This window comes from Nitratireductor sp. L15S-10, from assembly GCF_045011005.1.
Taxonomy (GTDB): Bacteria; Pseudomonadota; Alphaproteobacteria; order Rhizobiales; family Rhizobiaceae; genus Nitratireductor.
Genome location: NZ_CP120674.1, coordinates 20851 through 40145 on the forward strand (window position 1 = coordinate 20851; position 19295 = coordinate 40145).

General features: G+C 60.1%; 17 protein-coding genes. 2 read left to right on the forward strand and 15 right to left on the reverse strand.

All coding sequences use genetic code 11. From position 1 onward, the window contains the following. Positions 1-107 precede the first annotated feature (107 nt). Complete coding sequence (nusA, locus tag P2W41_RS00100) at positions 108-1763, reverse strand: transcription termination factor NusA (RefSeq protein WP_292898530.1); 1656 nt, start codon at positions 1761-1763, stop codon at positions 108-110. A gap of 1 nt (position 1764) precedes the next feature. Further along, complete coding sequence (gene rimP / locus P2W41_RS00105; RefSeq protein WP_404933960.1) at positions 1765-2454, reverse strand: ribosome maturation factor RimP; 690 nt, start codon at positions 2452-2454, stop codon at positions 1765-1767. A gap of 265 nt (positions 2455-2719) precedes the next feature. Between rimP and P2W41_RS00110 the strand changes: the two genes are divergently transcribed. Continuing rightward, positions 2720-2884, forward strand: a complete 165-nt coding sequence (locus P2W41_RS00110) for a hypothetical protein (RefSeq protein WP_229450156.1) — start codon at positions 2720-2722, stop codon at positions 2882-2884. 8 nt (positions 2885-2892) lie between these two features. Here P2W41_RS00110 and P2W41_RS00115 read toward each other — a convergent pair whose 3' ends face one another. The 13 genes from P2W41_RS00115 to P2W41_RS00175 all read right to left on the reverse strand — a co-directional run bounded on the left by P2W41_RS00115 (position 2893) and on the right by P2W41_RS00175 (position 17842). Then, positions 2893-3594, reverse strand: coding sequence for a tRNA (guanine(46)-N(7))-methyltransferase TrmB (locus tag P2W41_RS00115; protein ID WP_404933961.1), 702 nt, complete (start codon positions 3592-3594; stop codon positions 2893-2895). A gap of 31 nt (positions 3595-3625) precedes the next feature. Further along, complete coding sequence (gene metK / locus P2W41_RS00120) at positions 3626-4906, reverse strand: methionine adenosyltransferase (protein WP_292898524.1); 1281 nt, start codon at positions 4904-4906, stop codon at positions 3626-3628. A gap of 184 nt (positions 4907-5090) precedes the next feature. Beyond that, positions 5091-5504, reverse strand: coding sequence for a helix-turn-helix domain-containing protein (locus P2W41_RS00125; RefSeq protein WP_229450153.1), 414 nt, complete (start codon positions 5502-5504; stop codon positions 5091-5093). A 132-nt stretch (positions 5505-5636) separates the two neighbouring features. Continuing rightward, positions 5637-7220, reverse strand: a complete 1584-nt coding sequence (lnt, locus tag P2W41_RS00130) for an apolipoprotein N-acyltransferase (RefSeq protein WP_404933962.1) — start codon at positions 7218-7220, stop codon at positions 5637-5639. Between the two features lie 90 nt (positions 7221-7310). Then, positions 7311-8366, reverse strand: a complete 1056-nt coding sequence (locus P2W41_RS00135; RefSeq protein ID WP_366931278.1) for a hemolysin family protein — start codon at positions 8364-8366, stop codon at positions 7311-7313. A gap of 27 nt (positions 8367-8393) precedes the next feature. After that, on the reverse strand, positions 8394-8897 hold the full coding sequence (gene ybeY, locus P2W41_RS00140; RefSeq protein WP_292898519.1) for an rRNA maturation RNase YbeY: 504 nt from the start codon (positions 8895-8897) through the stop codon (positions 8394-8396). Positions 8898-8910: 13 nt separating this feature from the next. Next, the gene (locus tag P2W41_RS00145) at positions 8911-9879 is read right to left on the reverse strand and encodes a PhoH family protein (protein WP_404935017.1); all 969 of its coding nucleotides are present in this window, start codon (positions 9877-9879) and stop codon (positions 8911-8913) included. A 59-nt stretch (positions 9880-9938) separates the two neighbouring features. Then, positions 9939-11243 carry a tRNA (N6-isopentenyl adenosine(37)-C2)-methylthiotransferase MiaB gene (gene miaB / locus P2W41_RS00150; RefSeq protein WP_404935018.1) on the reverse strand — a complete coding sequence of 435 codons (1305 nt, stop codon included), beginning with the start codon at positions 11241-11243 and terminating at the stop codon, positions 9939-9941. A 171-nt stretch (positions 11244-11414) separates the two neighbouring features. Then, entirely contained in the window at positions 11415-12209 is a 795-nt protein-coding gene (locus P2W41_RS00155) for a lysophospholipid acyltransferase family protein (protein WP_404933963.1), read from the reverse strand. Positions 12210-12304: 95 nt separating this feature from the next. Next, complete coding sequence (gene rimI, locus P2W41_RS00160; RefSeq protein WP_404933964.1) at positions 12305-12790, reverse strand: ribosomal protein S18-alanine N-acetyltransferase; 486 nt, start codon at positions 12788-12790, stop codon at positions 12305-12307. Beyond that, complete coding sequence (gene tsaB, locus P2W41_RS00165) at positions 12790-13470, reverse strand: tRNA (adenosine(37)-N6)-threonylcarbamoyltransferase complex dimerization subunit type 1 TsaB (RefSeq protein WP_404933965.1); 681 nt, start codon at positions 13468-13470, stop codon at positions 12790-12792. Before tsaB ends, rimI begins: the two co-directional genes overlap by 1 nt. 61 nt (positions 13471-13531) lie before the next feature. Beyond that, entirely contained in the window at positions 13532-15715 is a 2184-nt protein-coding gene (locus P2W41_RS00170; RefSeq protein WP_404933966.1) for a malate synthase G, read from the reverse strand. A 93-nt stretch (positions 15716-15808) separates the two neighbouring features. Then, on the reverse strand, positions 15809-17842 hold the full coding sequence (locus P2W41_RS00175) for a hydantoinase/oxoprolinase N-terminal domain-containing protein (protein WP_404933967.1): 2034 nt from the start codon (positions 17840-17842) through the stop codon (positions 15809-15811). 118 nt (positions 17843-17960) lie between these two features. Here P2W41_RS00175 and P2W41_RS00180 point away from each other — a divergent pair, with 118 nt between their 5' ends. Next, complete coding sequence (locus P2W41_RS00180) at positions 17961-19259, forward strand: mechanosensitive ion channel family protein (protein ID WP_404933968.1); 1299 nt, start codon at positions 17961-17963, stop codon at positions 19257-19259. Positions 19260-19295 lie beyond the last annotated feature (36 nt).

Consider the following 19295-nt stretch of genomic DNA (forward strand, 5'->3'; position numbering starts at 1 on the left):
CTGCCGCATGCCATCACGCAGCTCCGCACGGATGCGGCGAAACAAGGACCGTCGAGCGCACCACAGGCGTCACAGGGACGACAGCCAAGCGCTCGACAGCGCCCATATCAGGCTTCCGCGCCTTCTGCAGCCTCGGAGGCCTGCGCCCCCTCGGCAACGTCCGCGCTGTCCTCACCCTCGGCAGCCTCTTCGGCTTCAGCTTCGGCAGCGAGGTCTTCTTCAGTTATCCAGCCCATCTTGAGACGCGCGGCCACAACCATCTGCTCGGCTTCGGCACGCGACACGTCAAACTTGGAAAGAACCCCCGGCTCGAACGTCGTCTCGCCATCCTTCCGCTCTTTCCAACCGACGAGATCGTCCACCGCATAACCGGCGAAATCCTCGATGGTCTTCACGCCGTCCTCCCCGACAGCCACCATCATGGCAGTGGTCATGCCGGGCACTTCACGCAGTTCATCCTCGACGCCAAGTTCCTGACGCTTTGCGTCGAACTCAGACTCGATGCGTTCGAGATATTCACGGGCGCGTGTCTGAATCTCTTCGGCGGTTTCCTCATCGAAGCCGTCGATCGACGCGATCTCGCCAGATTCCACATAGGCGACTTCCTCGACACTGGTGAAGCCCTCGGAAGCCAGGACCTGCCCCACCATCTCGTCGACGTTCAGTGCTTCCATAAAGAGAGAGGAACGCTCGGTGAATTCCTTCTGACGGCGGCTCGATTCTTCTTCCTCGGTCAGGATATCGATGTCCCAGCCAGTAAGCTGCGAGGCAAGACGCACGTTTTGACCGCGGCGGCCAATGGCCAGCGAAAGCTGGTCGTCCGGAACCACAACCTCAATACGCTCTGCGTCCTCATCCAGCACCACCTTGGCGACTTCAGCCGGCTGCAGCGCATTGACGATGAAGGAAGCGGCGTTCTCGTTCCACGGAATGATGTCGATCTTTTCGCCCTGAAGCTCGCCGACAACCGCCTGAACGCGGCTACCACGCATGCCGACACAGGCGCCGACCGGATCAATCGAGGAATCGTGGCTGATGACCGCAATCTTCGCACGGGAGCCCGGATCGCGGGCCACCGAACGGATCTCGATGATACCGTCATAAATCTCCGGCACTTCCATGGTGAAGAGCTTCGCCATGAACTGCGGGTGCGTGCGGGAAAGGAAAATCTGCGGACCACGCTGCTCACGTCGCACATCATAGACATAGGCGCGGACGCGGTCGCCATATTTGAAGATCTCGCGGGGGATCAGTTCGTCGCGGCGGATGATCGCCTCGCCGCGCCCCAGATCGACGATGACATTGCCGTATTCGACGCGCTTGACCGTGCCGTTGACGATCTCGCCGATGCGGTCCTTGTATTCGTCATACTGACGGTCGCGCTCGGCCTCGCGCACTTTCTGAACGATAACCTGTTTTGCGGACTGGGCAGCGATGCGCCCAAAATCCATGGGGGGAAGCTGCTCGGCAAGGAAATCGCCGGGCTGGGCGTCGGGGTTGCGCGTGCGTGCATCCTTGACGGAAATTTCGCGTGCCGGCTCCTCGACGTTTTCGACAACCTCCATCAAGCGCTGAAGCTTCATCTCACCCGTCTGCGGGTTGATGTCGGCGCGGATATTGGTCTCCTGACCGTAACGCGACCGCGCGGCCTTCTGAATGGCGTCGGCCATGGCGGCGATGACGATCTGCTTGTCGATGGACTTCTCGCGGGCCACCGCGTCGGCGATCTGGAGAAGCTCCAGCCTGTTCGCACTGACTGCCATGTCACTCTCCTTCGGCGTGGGATCCGGGTTCTTCGTTCCCGGCCGGCTCAGTTGCGTTTTGTTTGGCGGACCGCTGAGCGGCCCTTTCCGATGCGGAAGGGCGGCGATTGCGCTTGCGCTCGCGGCGCTCTTCCTTTTCCTGCTTCAGGGCGTCGCGCACCAGCTCGTCCGTCAGGACAAGCCGCGCCTCTGCAATCGCCTCGAAGGGGATTCCAAAGAGGACATCCTCGTCCCCTTCTTCCTCGACCGTTTCCGGCTCGATCGTGACAGTCGCTTCGTCACTTTCGACCACATAACCGCGAAAGCGCTTGCGCCCGTCCAGCAGAACCGCAGTCTCGATCTTGACCAGATGCCCCTGTGCAGCAGCAAAATCCGCCTTTCGCACCAGCGGGCGGTCGATACCGGGTGAGGAAATCTCGAGTTGGTAAGCCGTGTCGATCGGGTCTTCGACATCAAGAACGGGCGACAGCGCTCTGCTGACTTCCTCGCAATCCTCGACAGTCATGCTGCCATCGGTTCGTTCAGCCATAATCTGCAAGGTGGCGCCGTCCTGCGCAGTCATGCGAACGCGCACAAGGCGATACCCGATTGCACCCAGAACAGGAATGATAATCGCAGCGACACGCGCCTCGATTCCGCTCTCGCGGATCAGGCGATCATCGCCCTTCCTGTCTTCTGAAACTGCCGTCATCCAACCTCCGGACGGCCGCATCTAACAAAAAAGAGCGGGACCGGCTGGACCCACTCTCCGTCGTAGCGACCAAGAATTTGAGCCGGATATAGCCGAGATGGCATTTCTTTTCAAGAGCTGAGGTTCTGAAGCTGGAGCTTATGCAGGCTTTTGGTTCGAGTGATGATGCAACGCACAAATGCATAGCAGCCCTGTTGGAACGGCGCTTCTGTGGAACCGAGGGCTACGGTAGATTGTGCTGCGTTGCACAATGAAAGGTAACTCGATGTCTACCCGCAAGTTCATCTCAGGAATCGGAGAGTTTTTCGGCGTGATCGAAAGCGCTGTGGCTGTTTCTGCTGCAGTGCGCAATCGCCGTCGGGCGAAAGATGCTGATCTGCGTCGGCTGGGTATCGATCCCGAGCGGTTTTATGGAATGAGCGGCCGGTAAATCCCCGCTCAGACCCGTAGAAATGTCAGATAGGCGGGTGTCCGGCCTTCGCGGATAGCCTTTGCCTCATACCGTGTACCAGGCCAGCCGTCATAGGCCAGGCGCCAGTCGTCCGCACTTTCTGCCTGCCAGCAGAATGCAGGATGCGCCTCGCAATGCTGCAGTGTCCAGTCGACATAGGTGTCGATGTCTGACGCGAAGCGGAAGCGCGCGCCCGGTTTCAACACCCGGGCGAACCGGTCCAGATTTACACGGTTCACGAAGCGTCGTTTCCAGTGTTTTTTCTTGGGCCAGGGATCGGGGTAAAACAAATCTATTCCGGCAATGGAGGCTTCGGGAAGCCAGTCCAGAAGCACCGTCGCATCATCGTTGTACACTCTTAGATTCGCTGGAACACCGCCCTCCTCGTCTACCGCGGAGGCAAGTTTGGCCATGCCATTGACGAAAGGCTCAACCCCGATAAAACCCGTGCCCGGGAAGCGCGTGAGTTCTTTGAGCAGATGTTCGCCCCCGCCAAAGCCGATCTCGAGCCTGACCTGCTCGACCGGTTTGGAAAACAAGGTAGCAGGATCCGGTGAAGCGACATTGAGCTTTATCAGCGAGTGATCGAGAAGAGCGCTAAGCGCCGCGTCCTGTTTTGGACGCAGACGCTTGCCATGTCGACGGCCGAAGAAGGCTTCGGTAGCCCGTTTGCGCCGTTCTTCAGCCATAGGGACGTTCCGGTACTGATAAAAAGCCGCGTCACGCGGCTTTTGCGACTGCCTGCTTGAGGGTTTTCACCAGATCGGTGCGCTCCCAGGAAAACGAACCATCACGGCTGGCCTTCCGACCGAAGTGACCGTAGGCAGCTGTCTTGGCGTAGATGGGGCGATTGAGATCCAGATGGCGACGAATGCCGGTCGGTGACAGATCCATCACCTCACGAATGGCAATCTCGACCTCTTCCTCCGAGACACGACCCGTGCCGTGCAGATCCACATAGACCGACAGTGGCTGCGCTACGCCGATAGCGTAGGAAAGCTGGATCGTGCAACGCTCGGCGAGACTGGCCGCGACCACGTTCTTGGCAAGATAACGCGCGGCATAAGCTGCCGACCGGTCCACCTTGGTTGTGTCCTTTCCGGAGAAAGCACCGCCACCATGAGGGGCTGCGCCACCATAGGTGTCGACGATGATCTTGCGGCCAGTCAGACCCGCATCCCCATCGGGCCCGCCGATGACGAATTTTCCTGTCGGATTGATGTACCAGTTGCAGTTTTCTGCAACCTTGATACCACCGGAAGACAGCGCTTCGTGAATATAGGGTTCGACAACCTGACGTACCTTGGCGCTGTTCCACGACGCATCCAGATGCTGGGTGGACAGAACGATTTCGGTGACCTCGGAGGGCTCACCGTCGACGTAGCGCACGGTGACCTGCGCCTTGGCATCGGGGCCAAGCTTTGCGGCGTCGCCTTCCCCGGACTTGCGGGCATCAGCCAGAAGCTGAAGGATTTTGTGCGAGTAGTAGATGGGCGCCGGCATAAGGTCCGGTGTCTCACGGCAGGCATAGCCGAACATGATGCCCTGATCGCCAGCGCCTTCTTCGCCCTGACGGTCGGCGGCGTTATCGACGCCCTGGCCAATGTCCGGCGACTGGCCGTGCAGGAGCACGTCGATCTTCGCCGTCTTCCAGTGAAAGCCGTCCTGTTCATAGCCAATGGCGCGGATGGCCCGGCGCGCGGCCGAGCGGAAGCGCGACGGATTGATGAGCGGATTGCCCTGCGAATCCTTTGCGATCTCGCCGGTTTTCCTGTCACGTTTGAGCAGCGTCTCGGGAACGCGCACCTCGCCGGCGATCACGACGCGGTTGGTCGTGGCCAGCGTTTCGCAGGCGACACGGACCTTCCATGGGTCCATGCCGGATTTCTTGGCTTCCCGGTAGACCAGATCGACAATCTCATCGGAGATGCGATCACAGACCTTGTCGGGATGGCCTTCGGAAACGGATTCACTTGTAAAGAGATAGTTCTTGCGCGCCACGGGTATCCCCTCTGAGAAGAAGCCGATCAATCTGTCGGCAACAGGCGCCTCCCTGTTAGCCAAGCTCGATGCGTCAGGTCAAGCACAACGGTTGCAGCACAAAGCAAAACAGGGAACGGATTTACCCGTTCCCTGTTGTTCAGCAGCGCTCCTGGAGTGCTTTCAGCGTTATGTGGGCAAACCCTCAGTCCTGGTTTTCGACGGCCAGTACCTTAACCAGATCGATGATGCGGCGACGCACCTTCGGATCAGAAATCTTTGCAAACGCCCTGTTCAACTGAACACCTTCACTGCTGTTGAGAAAATCGACGACAAAGTCCGCACCGTCCTCCGCCATCCCCCTTCCGGCCTCGCTTTCCTCGCCTGGCGCTCCTTCAAAAAAGAACGACACCGGAGCACTGAGAACCGACGCGATTGCCTGCAGCCGGCTCGCACCGACGCGATTCGTACCCTTCTCGTATTTCTGAATTTGCTGGAAAGTTATGCCCAGGCTTTCGCCAAGTTTTTCCTGGCTCATGCCAAGCATGTTTCTTCTTAGTCTGATCCGACCTCCAACATGAATATCGATCGGATTCGGTTTTTTCTTGTTCTTGTTCATATATTCCCTCGCCGTCCGGCACGGGGTTGCCATTGACCGATCTACCTCTTCGACCTCCCAGAGCCCCAAGCCTGTCAAATCGAATTGCGATGTAGTCGGCTTACACACTATGCGTAGCCGAAAGGGACGATGTCAATTCGCTCTCAGACGTCGAACAATACTTGCACCGAAAAGCACGGCCCCAAAACCAAACGCAATAAACATTCCATTGGTTCCCGGATTCTCAAAATAAAGTTTCTCTCGCTTCTGAATAGGCATTCGGACATCCAGATTGCCCACTGCATTGAGGTCAAACGCCTCGACGACCCTACCAGATGAGTCGATCACAGCTGAGATGCCCGAGTTGGCTGCACGCAGCAGCGGGAGACCGCTTTCAACCGCGCGCACACGGGCCTGACGGAAATGCTGGTACGGGCCAGGCGACACCCCAAACCAAGCATCATTGGTGACATTCAGAAGAATGTCAGACTGGTCTGCCGCGTCGGCGACCAGATGCGGAAATATGATCTCGTAGCAAACAAAGGGCATCACGCGTGTGCCCTCCTCAACCGTGATCGGGCGTCGCGCACCACCCGCCGTGAACGGGCCTGCAGACTGCACTATTTCTTCTATACCTATATTATTCAATAGGTTGGCAAATGGCACGTATTCACCAAACGGCACCAGATGCACCTTGTCGACAGCGTCAACAATTGTTCCATCCTGAGCTATCGCCACAACCGAATTGTAATAGCGGGTTGCCCCCAGGCCATCGCCGCCTTCGGCCCGGACAGCGCCGGTGAGAAGCATCTGCCCCTCATCCAGCGCTTCGCCCAGTTGCACCAGGGCTTCCGGGCGATCAGTGAACAGAAATGGCACGGCAGTCTCCGGCCAGACAATCAATTGGGGTTTCGCGCCGCCATCCGAGACCTGACGCCGGGTAAGGTCAAGCAGGATATTAAAGATACGCGTTTGTTCTAAGGAATCCCATTTTTCAGTCTGCTTGATAGACGGCTGGACGATGCGGACAGGCAAAAACTTATCAGCGGCGCTTTCTCTCGAAAGACTTAGATAACCATACGTAAACTGTATTGTTACCAAGCCAATAGCCGTAATACTGCCGACCAGGAGATGCCGTCGCGTACCCAGCAATGCGGGCATCGAAAACACGAGAACTGCCAGAAAATTCATGCCAACCAGGCCGAAAACTTTAGCCGACTGCATACTAAGCAGTGTGGGCATCGCGGCGTAGCCGATGGAGCCCCAGGGAAAGCCCGTGAAGATTACGCTCCTGATCAACTCAGAAACACCGAAAAAGAATGCTAGAGAAACAATTCTCAGAATCCCACCAGACCAAAGAAATCGTGCGAAAAGCGCTGCAAATCCATAGAAAATGGCCAGAAACGCGGGAAGTCCGACAATCGCAAGAGGAACAGCCCAAGCAAAATTTCCGGCGTCAACCAGCAATGCATTGCCGATCCACCATAGCCCAAGCATAAAATAGCCGAAGCCGAACCACCAACCCGTCTTGAATGCCGGGAGCGCCAGCGCACGCAGACCGCGGCCATCTCCGACCGCGCCATCCAGAAGCCAGACCAGGACAGGAAATGACACAAAACAGGCGGCGAAGAAGTCAAATGGCGGTTGCGCCAGCGCGGCGAAACCACCGGCGATGAAGGCTACGAGCGATCGCCGCCATCCACTCAGCAAAATCACCCGTTCGGCGACGCGTTCCATTCACCCATCCGTGAAACCCGAATCACACGACAAGCAGTATCAGTAGTTTGTCATGCTTTGAAACCGTATCGCGGGTTTGGATGTCAGGAGCTACAAATTGTCGCCGGCACGCGCCGATCTTCTGCGACGTTCGGACGCCCTGTTGTGAACAATGCGCACACGCTTTACCCGACGTGGATCAGCGTCCAGAACCTGAAACTCGAAGCCAGGAATTGCCTGAACCACTTCGCCGCGCGCAGGGACACGCCCCAGAACATTGAAAATGACGCCGCCGATCGTGTCCACATCTTCGGAATGTTCCTCGGCGTGGAAATCGTCACCGATCACTTCAGCCACATCCTCGATTTCCGCCTTGGCGTCCACGACAAAAACATCCTCGCCGACCTGCTCGATGAGAGGTGCGTCGTCGTCATGCTCATCCTCGATATCGCCGACAACCATCTCGACGATGTCTTCCAGCGAAACGAGACCATCGGTGCCACCATATTCGTCGATGACAAGGGCCATCTGTGTGCGAGACGCCTGCATCCGGGCCATCAGGTCCGATGCAAGCATGGAAGGTGGTACGAACAGAATGGAACGGGGCAGGCTCAACTCGCCGATCGTGCGGTCAAGATCGACCTTGCCTAGATCGAACGCGGCAGGCTCAGGCGTTTTTCTTGCCCGGCCTCTTTTGGCCCTGGCCGTTTTGGTGATGTGGGTCACCACATCCCGGATGTGCACCATCCCGCGCGGATCATCAAGCGTCTCGCCGTAGACCGGCATGCGCGAATGACCTGACCGCTCGAAGGCGTTCAGGAGCTCGCCCAGCGTTGTGTTGAGATCCACTGCCTCGATATCGGCGCGTGGAACCATCACATCCTCGACGCGCAATTCGCGCAGGCGAAGGATGTTCTTCAGCATTGCCCTTTCACCGGGGGAGAAGGCCGCCGTGTCGTGGGTGTGCTCGTCCAGTGCATCCGCGAGATCATCGCGCAGCGAGGAGCCGTTTCGAATGCCTAGCGCTGCCATCATTCTCTCCCAAAGGGACAGGCGGCTGCCGGTGTTTCGTTGCGGGGGCCTACTAGACCCCTCTTCCCCCTCCTCGGGGGAGTTCGTCTCGCTTGCGGGCACATCTCCCGCCGCGATCATCGTGTTCTCTGTCATGGCCGTTTGTTCAATTAAGCCCTTCAGTTAGGCGTACGGATCGTGAATGGCAAGTGTTTGCAGCGCTTTGCGCTCCAATTCTTCCATCTCTTCAGCTTCTTCATCGGTTTCATGGTCATATCCCATGATATGCAAAAATCCATGAACGATGAGATGCGTCAGATGGTGATCGAATTGCTTACCCTCTTCTGCAGCTTCCCTCGCGACGGTCTCGTGGGCGACAATAATGTCCCCGAGGGGCTGCAATTCATCTCCCGGATTGAGCATCTCAGGAGCAGGAAAGGAAAGCACATTGGTGGGCTTGTCCCTGCCGCGCCATTCGCGATTCAACACCTGGATTTCGGCGTCGCCAGTGAAAAGCAGGCTGACCGCCCCACCCTCATCCGGCTCAAGTTCAATTACGGCTACAGCCGCGCGAACGGCCCGCTCAGCCAGCGTCTGAAGCGCAGTTTCAGATGTCCAGTCACCCGCCTCAATGGCGACTTCAACAACGATTTCCGGCTTTGTACCGGCAGGAGGAATATCGTCCATCAGCCCGCGCGGATCAGCCCCGCGCCTTCTTGTCATAGGCCCGGACAATCGCAGCCACCAGCGGATGGCGCACCACGTCCTTCTCGTCGAAGCGGACGGTAACGATACCAGACACGTCACCCAGAACCTCAAGCGCTTCAACCAGGCCCGACTTTGTGTTGGGCGGGAGGTCGATCTGGCTCGGGTCGCCGGTGACGATCATTCGGGCGTTCTCGCCAAGCCGCGTCAAAAACATCTTCATCTGCATCGGCGTGGTGTTCTGCGCCTCATCGAGGATGACCACTGAATTGGCCAGCGTGCGGCCGCGCATGAAGGCAAGTGGCGCAATCTCGATCACGTCTGCCGCCAGCGCGCGTTCCACCTTTTCCGCCGGTATCATGTCGTAAAGCGCGTCATAGAGCGGGCGCAGGTAGGGGTCGACCTTTTCGCGCATGTCGCCCGGCAGGAAGCCAAGCCGCTCACCTGCTTCCACAGCCGGCCGCGACAAAATGATGCGGTCCACCGCGCCGCGCTCCAGAAGCATGGCGGCATAGGCTACGGCGAGGAAGGTCTTTCCCGTGCCGGCAGGACCGATGCCGAACACCAGTTCCGAGCGCTCCAGCGCCCGCATATAGGCGTCCTGATTGGCCGAGCGCGCGTGCACGGTGCGCTTGCGCGTGGAAATCTGCGCGGCGGCGAGCTTTCCCTTGCTCTCCATCGTCGGGAAGGTGAGCTGTTCATCGGCGGCGATGGCCAGCCGCACGGCACCGTCCACATCGGAGGGGGCAAGCTCCGTCCCCTTTTGGAGGAGATCGTAGAGATAATCGAGCGCACGGCGCGCCTGTGCGGCCGCAACGCTCTCTCCCTTGACGGTAAGCTGATTGCCCTTGGAGCGGATATCCACGCCGAGCCGCTGCTCGATCTGGGCCAGATTCTCGTCGAATGGCCCGTAGAGGGCGCTGGCCAGCTTGTTGTCATCGAAGGTCAGCACGATGTGTGCCATGTCGGAGGCCCCGGAGGGCATGTTCTTCAACTCAGTGCTGGCGGTCAAACGCCTCTCCTTTACGACACCGGCTCGGCAAACACGCTGTTGGGGCCTGCCTGCGTGATTCGAACATTGATAATGTCACCGATTTCGCCGGCTTTTTCATCAAGAATCACAGGTTGCAGCCAGGGCGACCGGCCGACACGCTGTCCCGGCTGACGACCGGGTTTTTCAAGAAGCACGTCCATCTCGGTACCGACGAGGCTCTGAACGAAAGCGCGCTGCTGTTCGGTGAGCAGCGCCTGGAGCGCCTGAAGCCGCTCATCCTTGACCGCTTCCGGCACTTGACCGCCCAGATCCGCCCCCGGCGTACCCGGACGCGGCGAATATTTGAACGAGAAGGCCTGCGCATAGGTCACGTCGCGGATCAGTTGCATAGTGTCCTCGAAATCCTGATCCGTTTCGCCAGGGAAACCGACGATGAAATCGCCCGACATGGCGATGTCGGGCCGCGCCTCTCTGATCCTGTCGATCAGCCGGCGATAATCATCGCCCGTATGCTTGCGGTTCATTGCTTTCAGGATCCGGTCGGATCCCGACTGCACCGGAAGGTGGAGATAAGGCATCAGCTTGGGCAAATCGCGGTGGGCGGCAATCAGCGCGTCATCCATGTCGCGCGGATGACTGGTCGTGTAGCGCAGCCGGTCGAGACCGGGGATTTCAGCCAGCCGGAAAAGAAGTTCGCCAAGCCCCCATTCCCGCCCGTCCGCACCCTCGCCATGCCAGGCGTTGACGTTCTGTCCAAGCAGCGTCACCTCGCGCACGCCGCCCTCGGCGAGACGTTCCGCCTCGGCAACGATCTGCGCCACGGGCCGGGAGATTTCCGAACCACGCGTATAGGGCACCACACAGAAGGTGCAGAACTTGTCGCAGCCTTCCTGAACGGTGAGGAATGCCGTCACGCCGCGATTGCGCACCACGCGCTTCTGCGGCTGCGGCAGATGCTCGAACTTGTCTTCGATCGCGTATTCGGTCTCGACGATCTTTTCGCCGCCAAGCGCGCGCTTCACCACTTTGGGCAGGCGGTGGTAGGTCTGCGGCCCGATCACCAGATCCACGGCAGGCGCACGGCGCAGGATCTCCTGCCCCTCGGCCTGCGCCACGCAACCGGCCACGCCGATCACGGTTTCGCGGCCGGCCTGGCTGCGCGCTTCCTTGAGCTGGCGGATGCGGCCAAGCTCGGAGTACACCTTCTCCGCCGCCTTCTCGCGGATGTGGCAGGTATTGAGAAGCACGAGGTCGGCCTCTTCGATCTGATCCGTCGGCGCATAGCCGTCGGCTGCGAGCGCATCGGACATGCGCTGCGAGTCGTAGACATTCATCTGGCAGCCATAGGTCTTCACGAAAACCTTCTTGGTGGCGGGGCGCACTTCAGATGCGTTGCCAGTGTTTTCGGAGCTGCCGGTTTCCGGCGCGATATTCTGTTCCATGCCGGTTTCCTAACGTTTTTGCGTGTCAAAAAACAGACGATTCTTCGCTGTGTGATGAATCCGTCAGATTTCGGTGCCGCGTAAGCCTGCCGTGAGCATGGCGCGCACCTGTGCCTCGGCTTCCCGCGTGACGGTCTTGCGGTCGCCTTTTGCCAGAAACGGGATCGGATCGCCATAGCGCACGGCGATATCGACGGGCCGCGACTGAAGAACCGTGATGAGGTTGGGCAGGAGGTCGGTATCGCCGATCCACGAGAGCGACGCGCGCTCACGCCGGTCGAGGCGGAGCCCGCCCTTGCTCAGATAAGTGATGGCCACGGGCTGTACCGTGACACTTTCGGCCCGGTCGCTTGCGAGCGCAAGCTGCGCGGCGCTGAACAGCGTGCTCTTGAACGGCAGGACCTTGTTGCCATCACCGGTCGTGCCCTCGGCAAAAAGCACCATCGGATCCCCGTCGGAAAGCCGCGCGGCAATCTCCCGCGCCTGCTCCGGCGAGGTGCGGCGGCGCTCGCGCTCAACGAACACTGAACGCTGCTGCCGGGCGAATGTGCCGAGGATGGGCCAGTTCCGCATTTCTGACTTGGCAATGAAGTGTACGCCATCGAGTGACCCGAGCACCAGAATGTCGAGCCAGGAGACATGATTGGCGACGATCATCTGTGGGCGCTCCCGTGACGGATGCCCTTCCATGCGCACCCGCACACCGAGCACGCGCAGGGTGAGCCTGTGCCAGAGGCGCGGCACGATGCGGTCGCTGAAAAACCCGGTTCTGAGCGCGATCTCCTGCACCACCATGAGCGGCAGTGTGTAGAGCGCGACGATCAGAATTGAGATGACGAAACGTAGCGTGCTGAACATCAGCCTTTGATCAGCCCTGAATTAGCTTTGAGGCCCGTTGCGAGCAATGGACCCTCTACAGCATTTTCCGTTTGCGGGAAACATCAGGCTCCAGCTCAACGCAGGTCGCGGCGCATTACCAGAGCGCTGGTGCGCCGACCATTCGCATCGCGGTAATAGTCGGGCCGGCCTCCAACCTGACGGAAGCCGAGGCGACGGTAGAGCGCGATGGCAGCAGTGTTGGTTTCATCCACCTCGAGGAACAGCGCCGCCACCCGGTCACCATGCATTCTGAAAAGCACCGCATCCATCAGTTGACGGCCAAGCCCGTGACGGCGCTGGTTGCGGGCGACAAGAATGGTGAGAATTTCGCCCTCATCCGCGGCCTGTCGCGCAAGCACGAACCCGGCAAGCTGCGGCGGTTTTCTGCCGATTTCGGAAACGGCGAAACCGAACACGCCCTCCTGTGTGAGGAGTGCTTCAAACTCCGCATCGCTCCACGGGCGAGCAAAGTCTTCGGCGTGCATGTCGGACAGAACAAGACTGTCTGCGACCTCCAGCGGTCGCACGACAAACTCGCGTTTTCTCGGAAAGAGCGCCATCAGCCTTCCTTCCGCGGGAGCGCGAAATTCTGCTGCGGTGCGGCGTCCGGTGCGCGCAGATAGAGTGGCTTCGGCAGCTCGCCACTCGCCCCCTTCGCAGCCGCCAGCCGGGCGAAGGTCAGAATATCCGCTGTCGCGCCAGCTGGCTGGATGTCGAGCGCCGGCGAGCCAGCCGCGGCTACAAGCTCTGCGGCAACGCCGTAGACGACTGCATTCTCGGCAGAGGCCCATTCGGCCAGCCTCTCCGCTGGCTGGCTCTGAGGTTCGAGAAGAACGCGCCCCTCGCGGTTGAAGCCCGCGGCGAAAAGACTGGGCGCGCGCTGACCAAGCGCCACGAGAACAGTGCGCCCGGGAAACACCGCGCGCGCCTCCTCGCCAAGCGCCTCCAGTGTGGAAACGCCAATGGCAGGCACATTGAGAGCCAGTGCAAGGCCGCGTGCTGCCGACACTCCGACCCGCACGCCGGTGAATGATCCCGGTCCGACCGAGACAGCCACAGCTCCGAGTGCCTCATAGCCGAGACCGGCAGTCTGCAGCGCGTCTTCGATGACGGACATGACGTATTCGGCATGCCCCTTGCCCAGGTCCAGCAGATGCCGACTGAGCTCTTCATCCGTATCGGTTTCAAGAACGCAGGCGGCGCAGAGCGCCGCCGCGGTATCGATTGCAAGGATCTTCATTCAGGCACAATCCGGCGACCTGTTGTTGTTCCGCCAGCGAATCCGATGCGCCATCAGCGGGTCATGATGCTCTACTTGCACTGTCTTGCGCCTTCAGTTCAAGGCGGCGTGCATGCAGAACCGGCTCAGTGTAGCCATTGGGTTGCTCCCGGCCCTTGAACACAAGGTCACATGCCGCCTGGAAGGCAATGGACTTATCGAAATCGGTAGCCATCGGGCGATAGAGCGGATCGCCGGCATTCTGCCGGTCGACGACCGCCGCCATGCGCTTCATCGTTTCCATCACCTGTTCCTTGCTGGCAACGCCGTGGTGAAGCCAGTTTGCCATGTGCTGGGCGGAAATACGCAATGTCGCGCGATCTTCCATCAGGCCGACATCATTGATATCGGGAACCTTGGAGCAGCCGACGCCCTGATCGATCCAGCGCACGACATAGCCAAGAATGCCCTGCGCGTTGTTGTCGAGCTCCTTCTGGATCTCCTCCGGTGTCCAGTTGGGCCGCGTGGCGACCGGCACCGAGAGAATATCGGAAAGCGCAGCGCGTTTGCGGCTCTTCAACTCGGCCTGCACCGCGTGCACATCCACCTGATGATAATGCGTGGCGTGAAGCGTGGCCGCCGTTGGCGAGGGCACCCATGCCGTATTTGCACCGGCCTTCGGATGGCCGATCTTCTGTTCCAGCATGGCCGCCATCAGATCCGGCATGGCCCACATGCCCTTGCCGATCTGGGCGTGACCGGAAAGACCACACTTAAGGCCGATATCGACATTCCAGTTCTCATAGGCTGCGATCCAGGCGGCCTGCTTCATGTCGCCCTTGCGGATCATCGGACCGGCTTCCATGGAGGTGTGGATCTCGTCGCCCGTGCGGTCGAGGAAGCCGGTGTTGATGAAGACCACCCGCTCGCGCGCGGCGCGGATGCACTCCTTCAGATTGATCGTGGTGCGGCGCTCCTCGTCCATGATGCCCATCTTCATGGTGTTGGGCGCCATGCCGAGGGCTTTCTCGACGCGACCGAACAGTTCCACAGCGAAGGCCACCTCTTCAGGCCCGTGCATCTTCGGCTTCACCACGTACATGGAGCCCGCACGGCTGTTCATGCGGCGGCCATTTGGCCCGATATCGTGCAGCGCAATGGCTGCAGTGAAGAGCGCGTCCATGATGCCTTCCGGCACTTCATTGCCATCGGCGTCGAGAATGGCCGGATTGGTCATCAGGTGACCGACATTGCGCACCAGCATCAGCGAACGACCGGGAAGCGTGAGTGTCCCGCCATCGGGCGCGGTGTATTCACGATCGGGGTTCAGGCGGCGCGTGAAGGTCTTGTCGCCCTTCGTTACCTGCTCTTCAAGATCACCCTTCATCAGGCCGAGCCAGTTGCGATAGACGACGACCTTGTCTTCCGCATCCACGGCGGCAACGGAATCCTCGCAATCCTGGATCGTGGTCAGAGCCGATTCCAGCACCACATCGGCAATGCCCGCCTCGTCGGTCTTGCCAATCGGGTGGTTGCGGTCGATCACGATCTCCGCATGCATGCCATTGGTGGCGAGCAGAACGGCGGTCGGCTGATCGGCCCCACCCCGATAACCGACGAATTTCGAAGCGTCCTTCAGGCGCGCTTCACCGCCATCGGTTTTCGCCACGAGGTGACCATCGACAACCGAAAGGCCGGTAATTTCCGTCCAGGAAGCACCATCCAACGGCGCGCTGCCATCGAGGAAGGCACGCGCCCAGGCGATGACCCTTTCGCCGCGCTTCGGATTGTAGCCCTTGCCCTTTTCCGCCCCATCCTCCTCGGAAATGGCGTCGGTGCCGTAAAGCGCATCGTAGAGCGAACCCCAGCGGGCGTTGGCCGCGTTGAGCGCGTAGCGCGCATTCATCACTGGCACGACGAGCTGCGGCCCGGCAACACTGGCAATCTCCGGATCGACATTTTGTGTTGAGACCGAGAAGGCCTCGCCTTCCGGCAGCAGATAGCCGATCTCGCGCAGGAAGTCCTGATAGGCTTCCTGATCGGAAGGCGCGCCGTTTTCCCTGTACCAGGCGTCGATCTTCTCTTGCATGGCATCGCGTTTGGCGAGCAAGGCACGGTTTTTCGGCGCCAGATCGTGAACGATCTCCGAGAGCGCTTTCCAGAATTTGTCGGGTTCTATGCCGGTACCAGGGAGCACCTCTCTCACGGCGAAATCGCGCAGCTCTTCCGCAACCTTCAACCCATGAAGCTCAACGCGATTTTCCATTTGGCAGACACTCCTCTTCCCAATGTCAGAAATGATGCACTGCTTTCACCATGCCAGCGGCACGGGGTCAATTCGCCGGATGGAGAAGAAGTTTCAATCTCGATCGTGGTTGAGCGCCATACGCGGGCGTCCCGATGCGTGCACCACGACCCGCGCTTCCAGAAAACGGCGACTGCCGTCGACATCGATAGCGCGGATGTCGCGCGTCACGTGGAGCTCGGCCTGATCGGCACCGGCCTCATGTGCCCTGTCGCGGAGATCGCGCTTCAGCACACGCTCGGCAAAAGCCAAGGCCTCTTCCTCATCTGGAAAATCACGCAGCTCTTCCGCAACGCGCACCCGATAGACGCCTTCTCGCGGTTGCCCGATATGCGCTTCGCTGCGCACACCCACACGACCTACAACAGCGCCAATGGCATTGGCGACATCCGCATCCTCAGGCAGCACGCAGGCTCCGCGAAGCAGTTCTCCCAACCCGGAATAATGCAGCGGCGCCGATGCACCCAAGCCGATCACAGCGCGGTCTAGCGAAACCTGGAAGCCTGCAACGCCTTGTGTCCCGTCGAGCGCACGACGTATGAGCTCGTGCTCGGCCAGCGATGCACCGTCCAGCCCATCCTCACACAGTGCCGTTTCGAGCACGGCTTCTGCGGAACACCGGGTCAGACGCGCCAGCACGCGTTCGCAGAACGCTTCCGCATCCAACGCGAGCGGCTGCCCGCTGCCATCGCGGTGTCTGGCGAAAAGCGCTGCGCCAAGGCGGGCCGTCTCAACATCCCATCCGGTCTGCCGTCCAAGAACGTGAGCGGCATCGGTCGGAGTAAATCCGATCAAGGAGACCAGACCACGCGCGACGAGGCGATCGAGCGGCGCCAGTTGCGCGTTGGAAAGGATGATCGTCTCAAGCGCTACCGGCTCTCGCTCCAGCCGGGCATAGAGCGCGGCCTCGCTCTGCGAGAGACCCGCGGCGTGGCGCTCCGGCATCCCACTCCGACACGCAAACCGCCCATCCAGCCGGGCGGACACCGCCCTGTCCTGCTGTTTCCGAAGCGTCTCGAGTACCTGATCCCCATGAAGATGTGCGGCAAGGGACAGGGGCACGAGCCGGCGTGGTCCCAGCACAAGGCGACCGCGCAGCCCGCCCTCATCAATCCTGACCTCGGAGTCTCCGCCGAGCCCGAAAGTGCGCATCGCCACCGCCTCGACCATGGTACGATGGCCGCCGACGCGCGCGCCTTGCGGGTCGATGCGTGGCTGGCCGTTTTCGAGGACAGCAATGTCAGTGGTCGTGCCACCGATATCGGAGACAACCGCACGATCAAGGCCGGTCAGGTAACGCGCACCAACGAGGCTCGCAGCCGGGCCAGACAGTATGGTCTCAATCGGCCTGCCTCGGGCGAACGCCGCCGAAACAAGCGCGCCGTCGCCACGCACCACCATGAGCGGCGCGCGGATACCACGCTGTTCAAGAAAACTCTCAGTGGCGACCACAAGGCGATCGATCAATGCGATGAGCCGCGCATTGAGCAGGGTTGTCAGAGCGCGGCGCGGCCCGCCAAGCTGGGCGGAAAGCTCATGGCTGATCGTGACCGGCAGATCGGTGCGGGTGCGAATGAAATCCCTGGTAGCAATCTCATGGGCGGGGTTGCGCACCGCAAAATAGGCGCAGACAGCAAAGGCTGTCACATTTTCTGCCAGCGCATCAATCTCAGCTTCAAGCCGCCCCATGTCCAGCGGCGTTTCATTGCCGTGCACGTCATGTCCGCCGGGTAAAAAAAAGACCGGATCGGATCGCAGTGCGTTGCGCAGTCCCGCCTGCATAAGATCGGTTTCCGAGAACCCAATCATCACCAGCGCTACGCGACCACCCTGACCTTCCACAAGCGCGTTGGTGGCGAGTGTCGTCGACATGGAGACGAGGCCAATGCGGCCCACGGGAGTAGGCACCTTCGCAAGCACTGCATCGACGGCACCTGAAATGCCTTCTGCCAGATCGTGCCTTGTCGTCAACGCTTTCGCCTTGCCGACAACGCCCGAGCGCTCGCAGAACAGCACGGCATCCGTATAGGTGCCGCCGGTGTCTATACCCAGCAATAGCGGTTCGTCCGATGTCCCCTTTTGGATCATGACAGGCCCCGGCCACGCGGCAATGCGTTTCGCACCATAGCGCCATCTGCTTGTTTTAGCCGCATTTTTGCGGCGCGCACTGTTTCCACACCGACAGAAATTGCTCTAGACTACAGATATGGCGTTCGTGGACCTTCTGATCGAGATTGCGAATTGGGTGCAAGCCAAGCTCGTCACTCTCGCCGATCCCTGGACCTTGTACCAGTTCGCAATCATTGCGGTGCTCTTCTTTATCGCAAAGCTGGCATCGCGTGGACTGGAAAGCCGGCTCGAGGCACGCGCCAGGCGCATCAAGGGTCATCAGGGTCTTCTGCGCGTTGTCGTGGCGCTGATGAGGCGCACCGACTGGATCCTGTTTGTGCTTCTTCTTTTCGCGGCACTGACGGTGTTGCGCTCGCTTACATGGCCAAGCAGGACCCTGTTGCTTTCACTCACCCTGTCGCTTTCACTTGCCTGGTTGTTCACGTCGGTTGTCTCGCGCATCATCCGCAACCGCCTGCTTGCCAGAACCATTGGGTGGATCGCCTGGACCTATGCGGCCATTGTCATTCTCGGCATAGACGACGAGGCGGCAGCGTTTCTCGACACGCTGGCCCTGCCGCTGGGGGCAACACGATTAAGCGCACTGGTGCTGCTGAAAGCCGCGGTGCTGCTCACCGGCACGGTCTGGCTTGCCGTCGTGCTTGGCAATTATTTCGATGAGCGCGTCCAGCGCTCCGACGAACTCACACCGTCGATCCGCGTGCTGCTCGGCAAGGTGGTCAAGATCGGGCTCGTCATCGCCGCAGGCGCGATTGCTCTTTCCTCCGTAGGTGTCGACCTGACCGCTCTCACCGTCTTTTCCGGCGCAGTCGGCGTGGGGCTTGGCTTCGGCCTGCAGAAGGTCGTTTCCAACTTCATCTCGGGCATCATCATCCTGCTCGACAAGTCCATCAAACCGGGCGACACGATCACTCTGGGCGATACATTCGGCTGGATCCGCGAGCTCAGGGCGCGGTTCGTGTCCGTCATCACCCGTGACGGGCGCGAATATCTCATCCCCAACGAGGACTTCATCACCCAGCAGGTGATCAACTGGTCGTTCAGCGACGAGATGGTGCGCCTCGACGTGCCGTTTGGCGTTTCTTATGAGGCTGATCCGCATCAGGTTTCGGCCCTTGCCATCGAAGCTGCCATGAGCGTCGGCCGTGTGGACGCGGACCGGAGGCCGGTCTGCTGGCTGACGGGGTTCGGTGAATCCTCGCTCGATTTCGTGCTGCGCTTCTGGATCCGCGATCCGCAGCAGGGGCTCACCAATGTGCGTGGCAAAGTGCTGCTCGCGCTTTGGGACACGCTGAAGGAAAACGAGATCGAGATCCCCTATCCACACCGCGAAGTGATCATGAAGCGCCCGGCAAGCGGGCAGATCGCCGACTGAAGCTCGAAAGCAAAACGCCGGCACAAGGCCGGCGTC

Bases quoted from the DNA above. Each gene is read 5' to 3' on its own strand.
- P2W41_RS00115 (WP_404933961.1), bottom strand. From the start codon at position 3,594: ATGGCTGAAGAACGGCGCAAACGGGCTACCGAAGCCTTCTTCGGCCGT.
- nusA (WP_292898530.1), bottom strand. From the start codon at position 1,763: ATGGCAGTCAGTGCGAACAGGCTGGAGCTTCTCCAGATCGCCGACGCG.
- P2W41_RS00135 (WP_366931278.1), bottom strand. From the start codon at position 8,366: ATGACAGAGAACACGATGATCGCGGCGGGAGATGTGCCCGCAAGCGAG.
- miaB (WP_404935018.1), bottom strand. From the start codon at position 11,243: ATGAATGTCTACGACTCGCAGCGCATGTCCGATGCGCTCGCAGCCGAC.
- lnt (WP_404933962.1), bottom strand. From the start codon at position 7,220: ATGGAACGCGTCGCCGAACGGGTGATTTTGCTGAGTGGATGGCGGCGA.
- P2W41_RS00110 (WP_229450156.1), top strand. From the start codon at position 2,720: ATGTCTACCCGCAAGTTCATCTCAGGAATCGGAGAGTTTTTCGGCGTG.
- rimP (WP_404933960.1), bottom strand. From the start codon at position 2,454: ATGACGGCAGTTTCAGAAGACAGGAAGGGCGATGATCGCCTGATCCGC.
- P2W41_RS00180 (WP_404933968.1), top strand. From the start codon at position 17,961: ATGGCGTTCGTGGACCTTCTGATCGAGATTGCGAATTGGGTGCAAGCC.
- P2W41_RS00170 (WP_404933966.1), bottom strand. From the start codon at position 15,715: ATGGAAAATCGCGTTGAGCTTCATGGGTTGAAGGTTGCGGAAGAGCTG.
- P2W41_RS00125 (WP_229450153.1), bottom strand. From the start codon at position 5,504: ATGAACAAGAACAAGAAAAAACCGAATCCGATCGATATTCATGTTGGA.
- tsaB (WP_404933965.1), bottom strand. From the start codon at position 13,470: ATGAAGATCCTTGCAATCGATACCGCGGCGGCGCTCTGCGCCGCCTGC.
- ybeY (WP_292898519.1), bottom strand. From the start codon at position 8,897: ATGGACGATATTCCTCCTGCCGGTACAAAGCCGGAAATCGTTGTTGAA.
- rimI (WP_404933964.1), bottom strand. From the start codon at position 12,790: ATGGCGCTCTTTCCGAGAAAACGCGAGTTTGTCGTGCGACCGCTGGAG.
- P2W41_RS00155 (WP_404933963.1), bottom strand. From the start codon at position 12,209: ATGTTCAGCACGCTACGTTTCGTCATCTCAATTCTGATCGTCGCGCTC.
- P2W41_RS00175 (WP_404933967.1), bottom strand. From the start codon at position 17,842: ATGATCCAAAAGGGGACATCGGACGAACCGCTATTGCTGGGTATAGAC.
- P2W41_RS00145 (WP_404935017.1), bottom strand. From the start codon at position 9,879: ATGGCACACATCGTGCTGACCTTCGATGACAACAAGCTGGCCAGCGCC.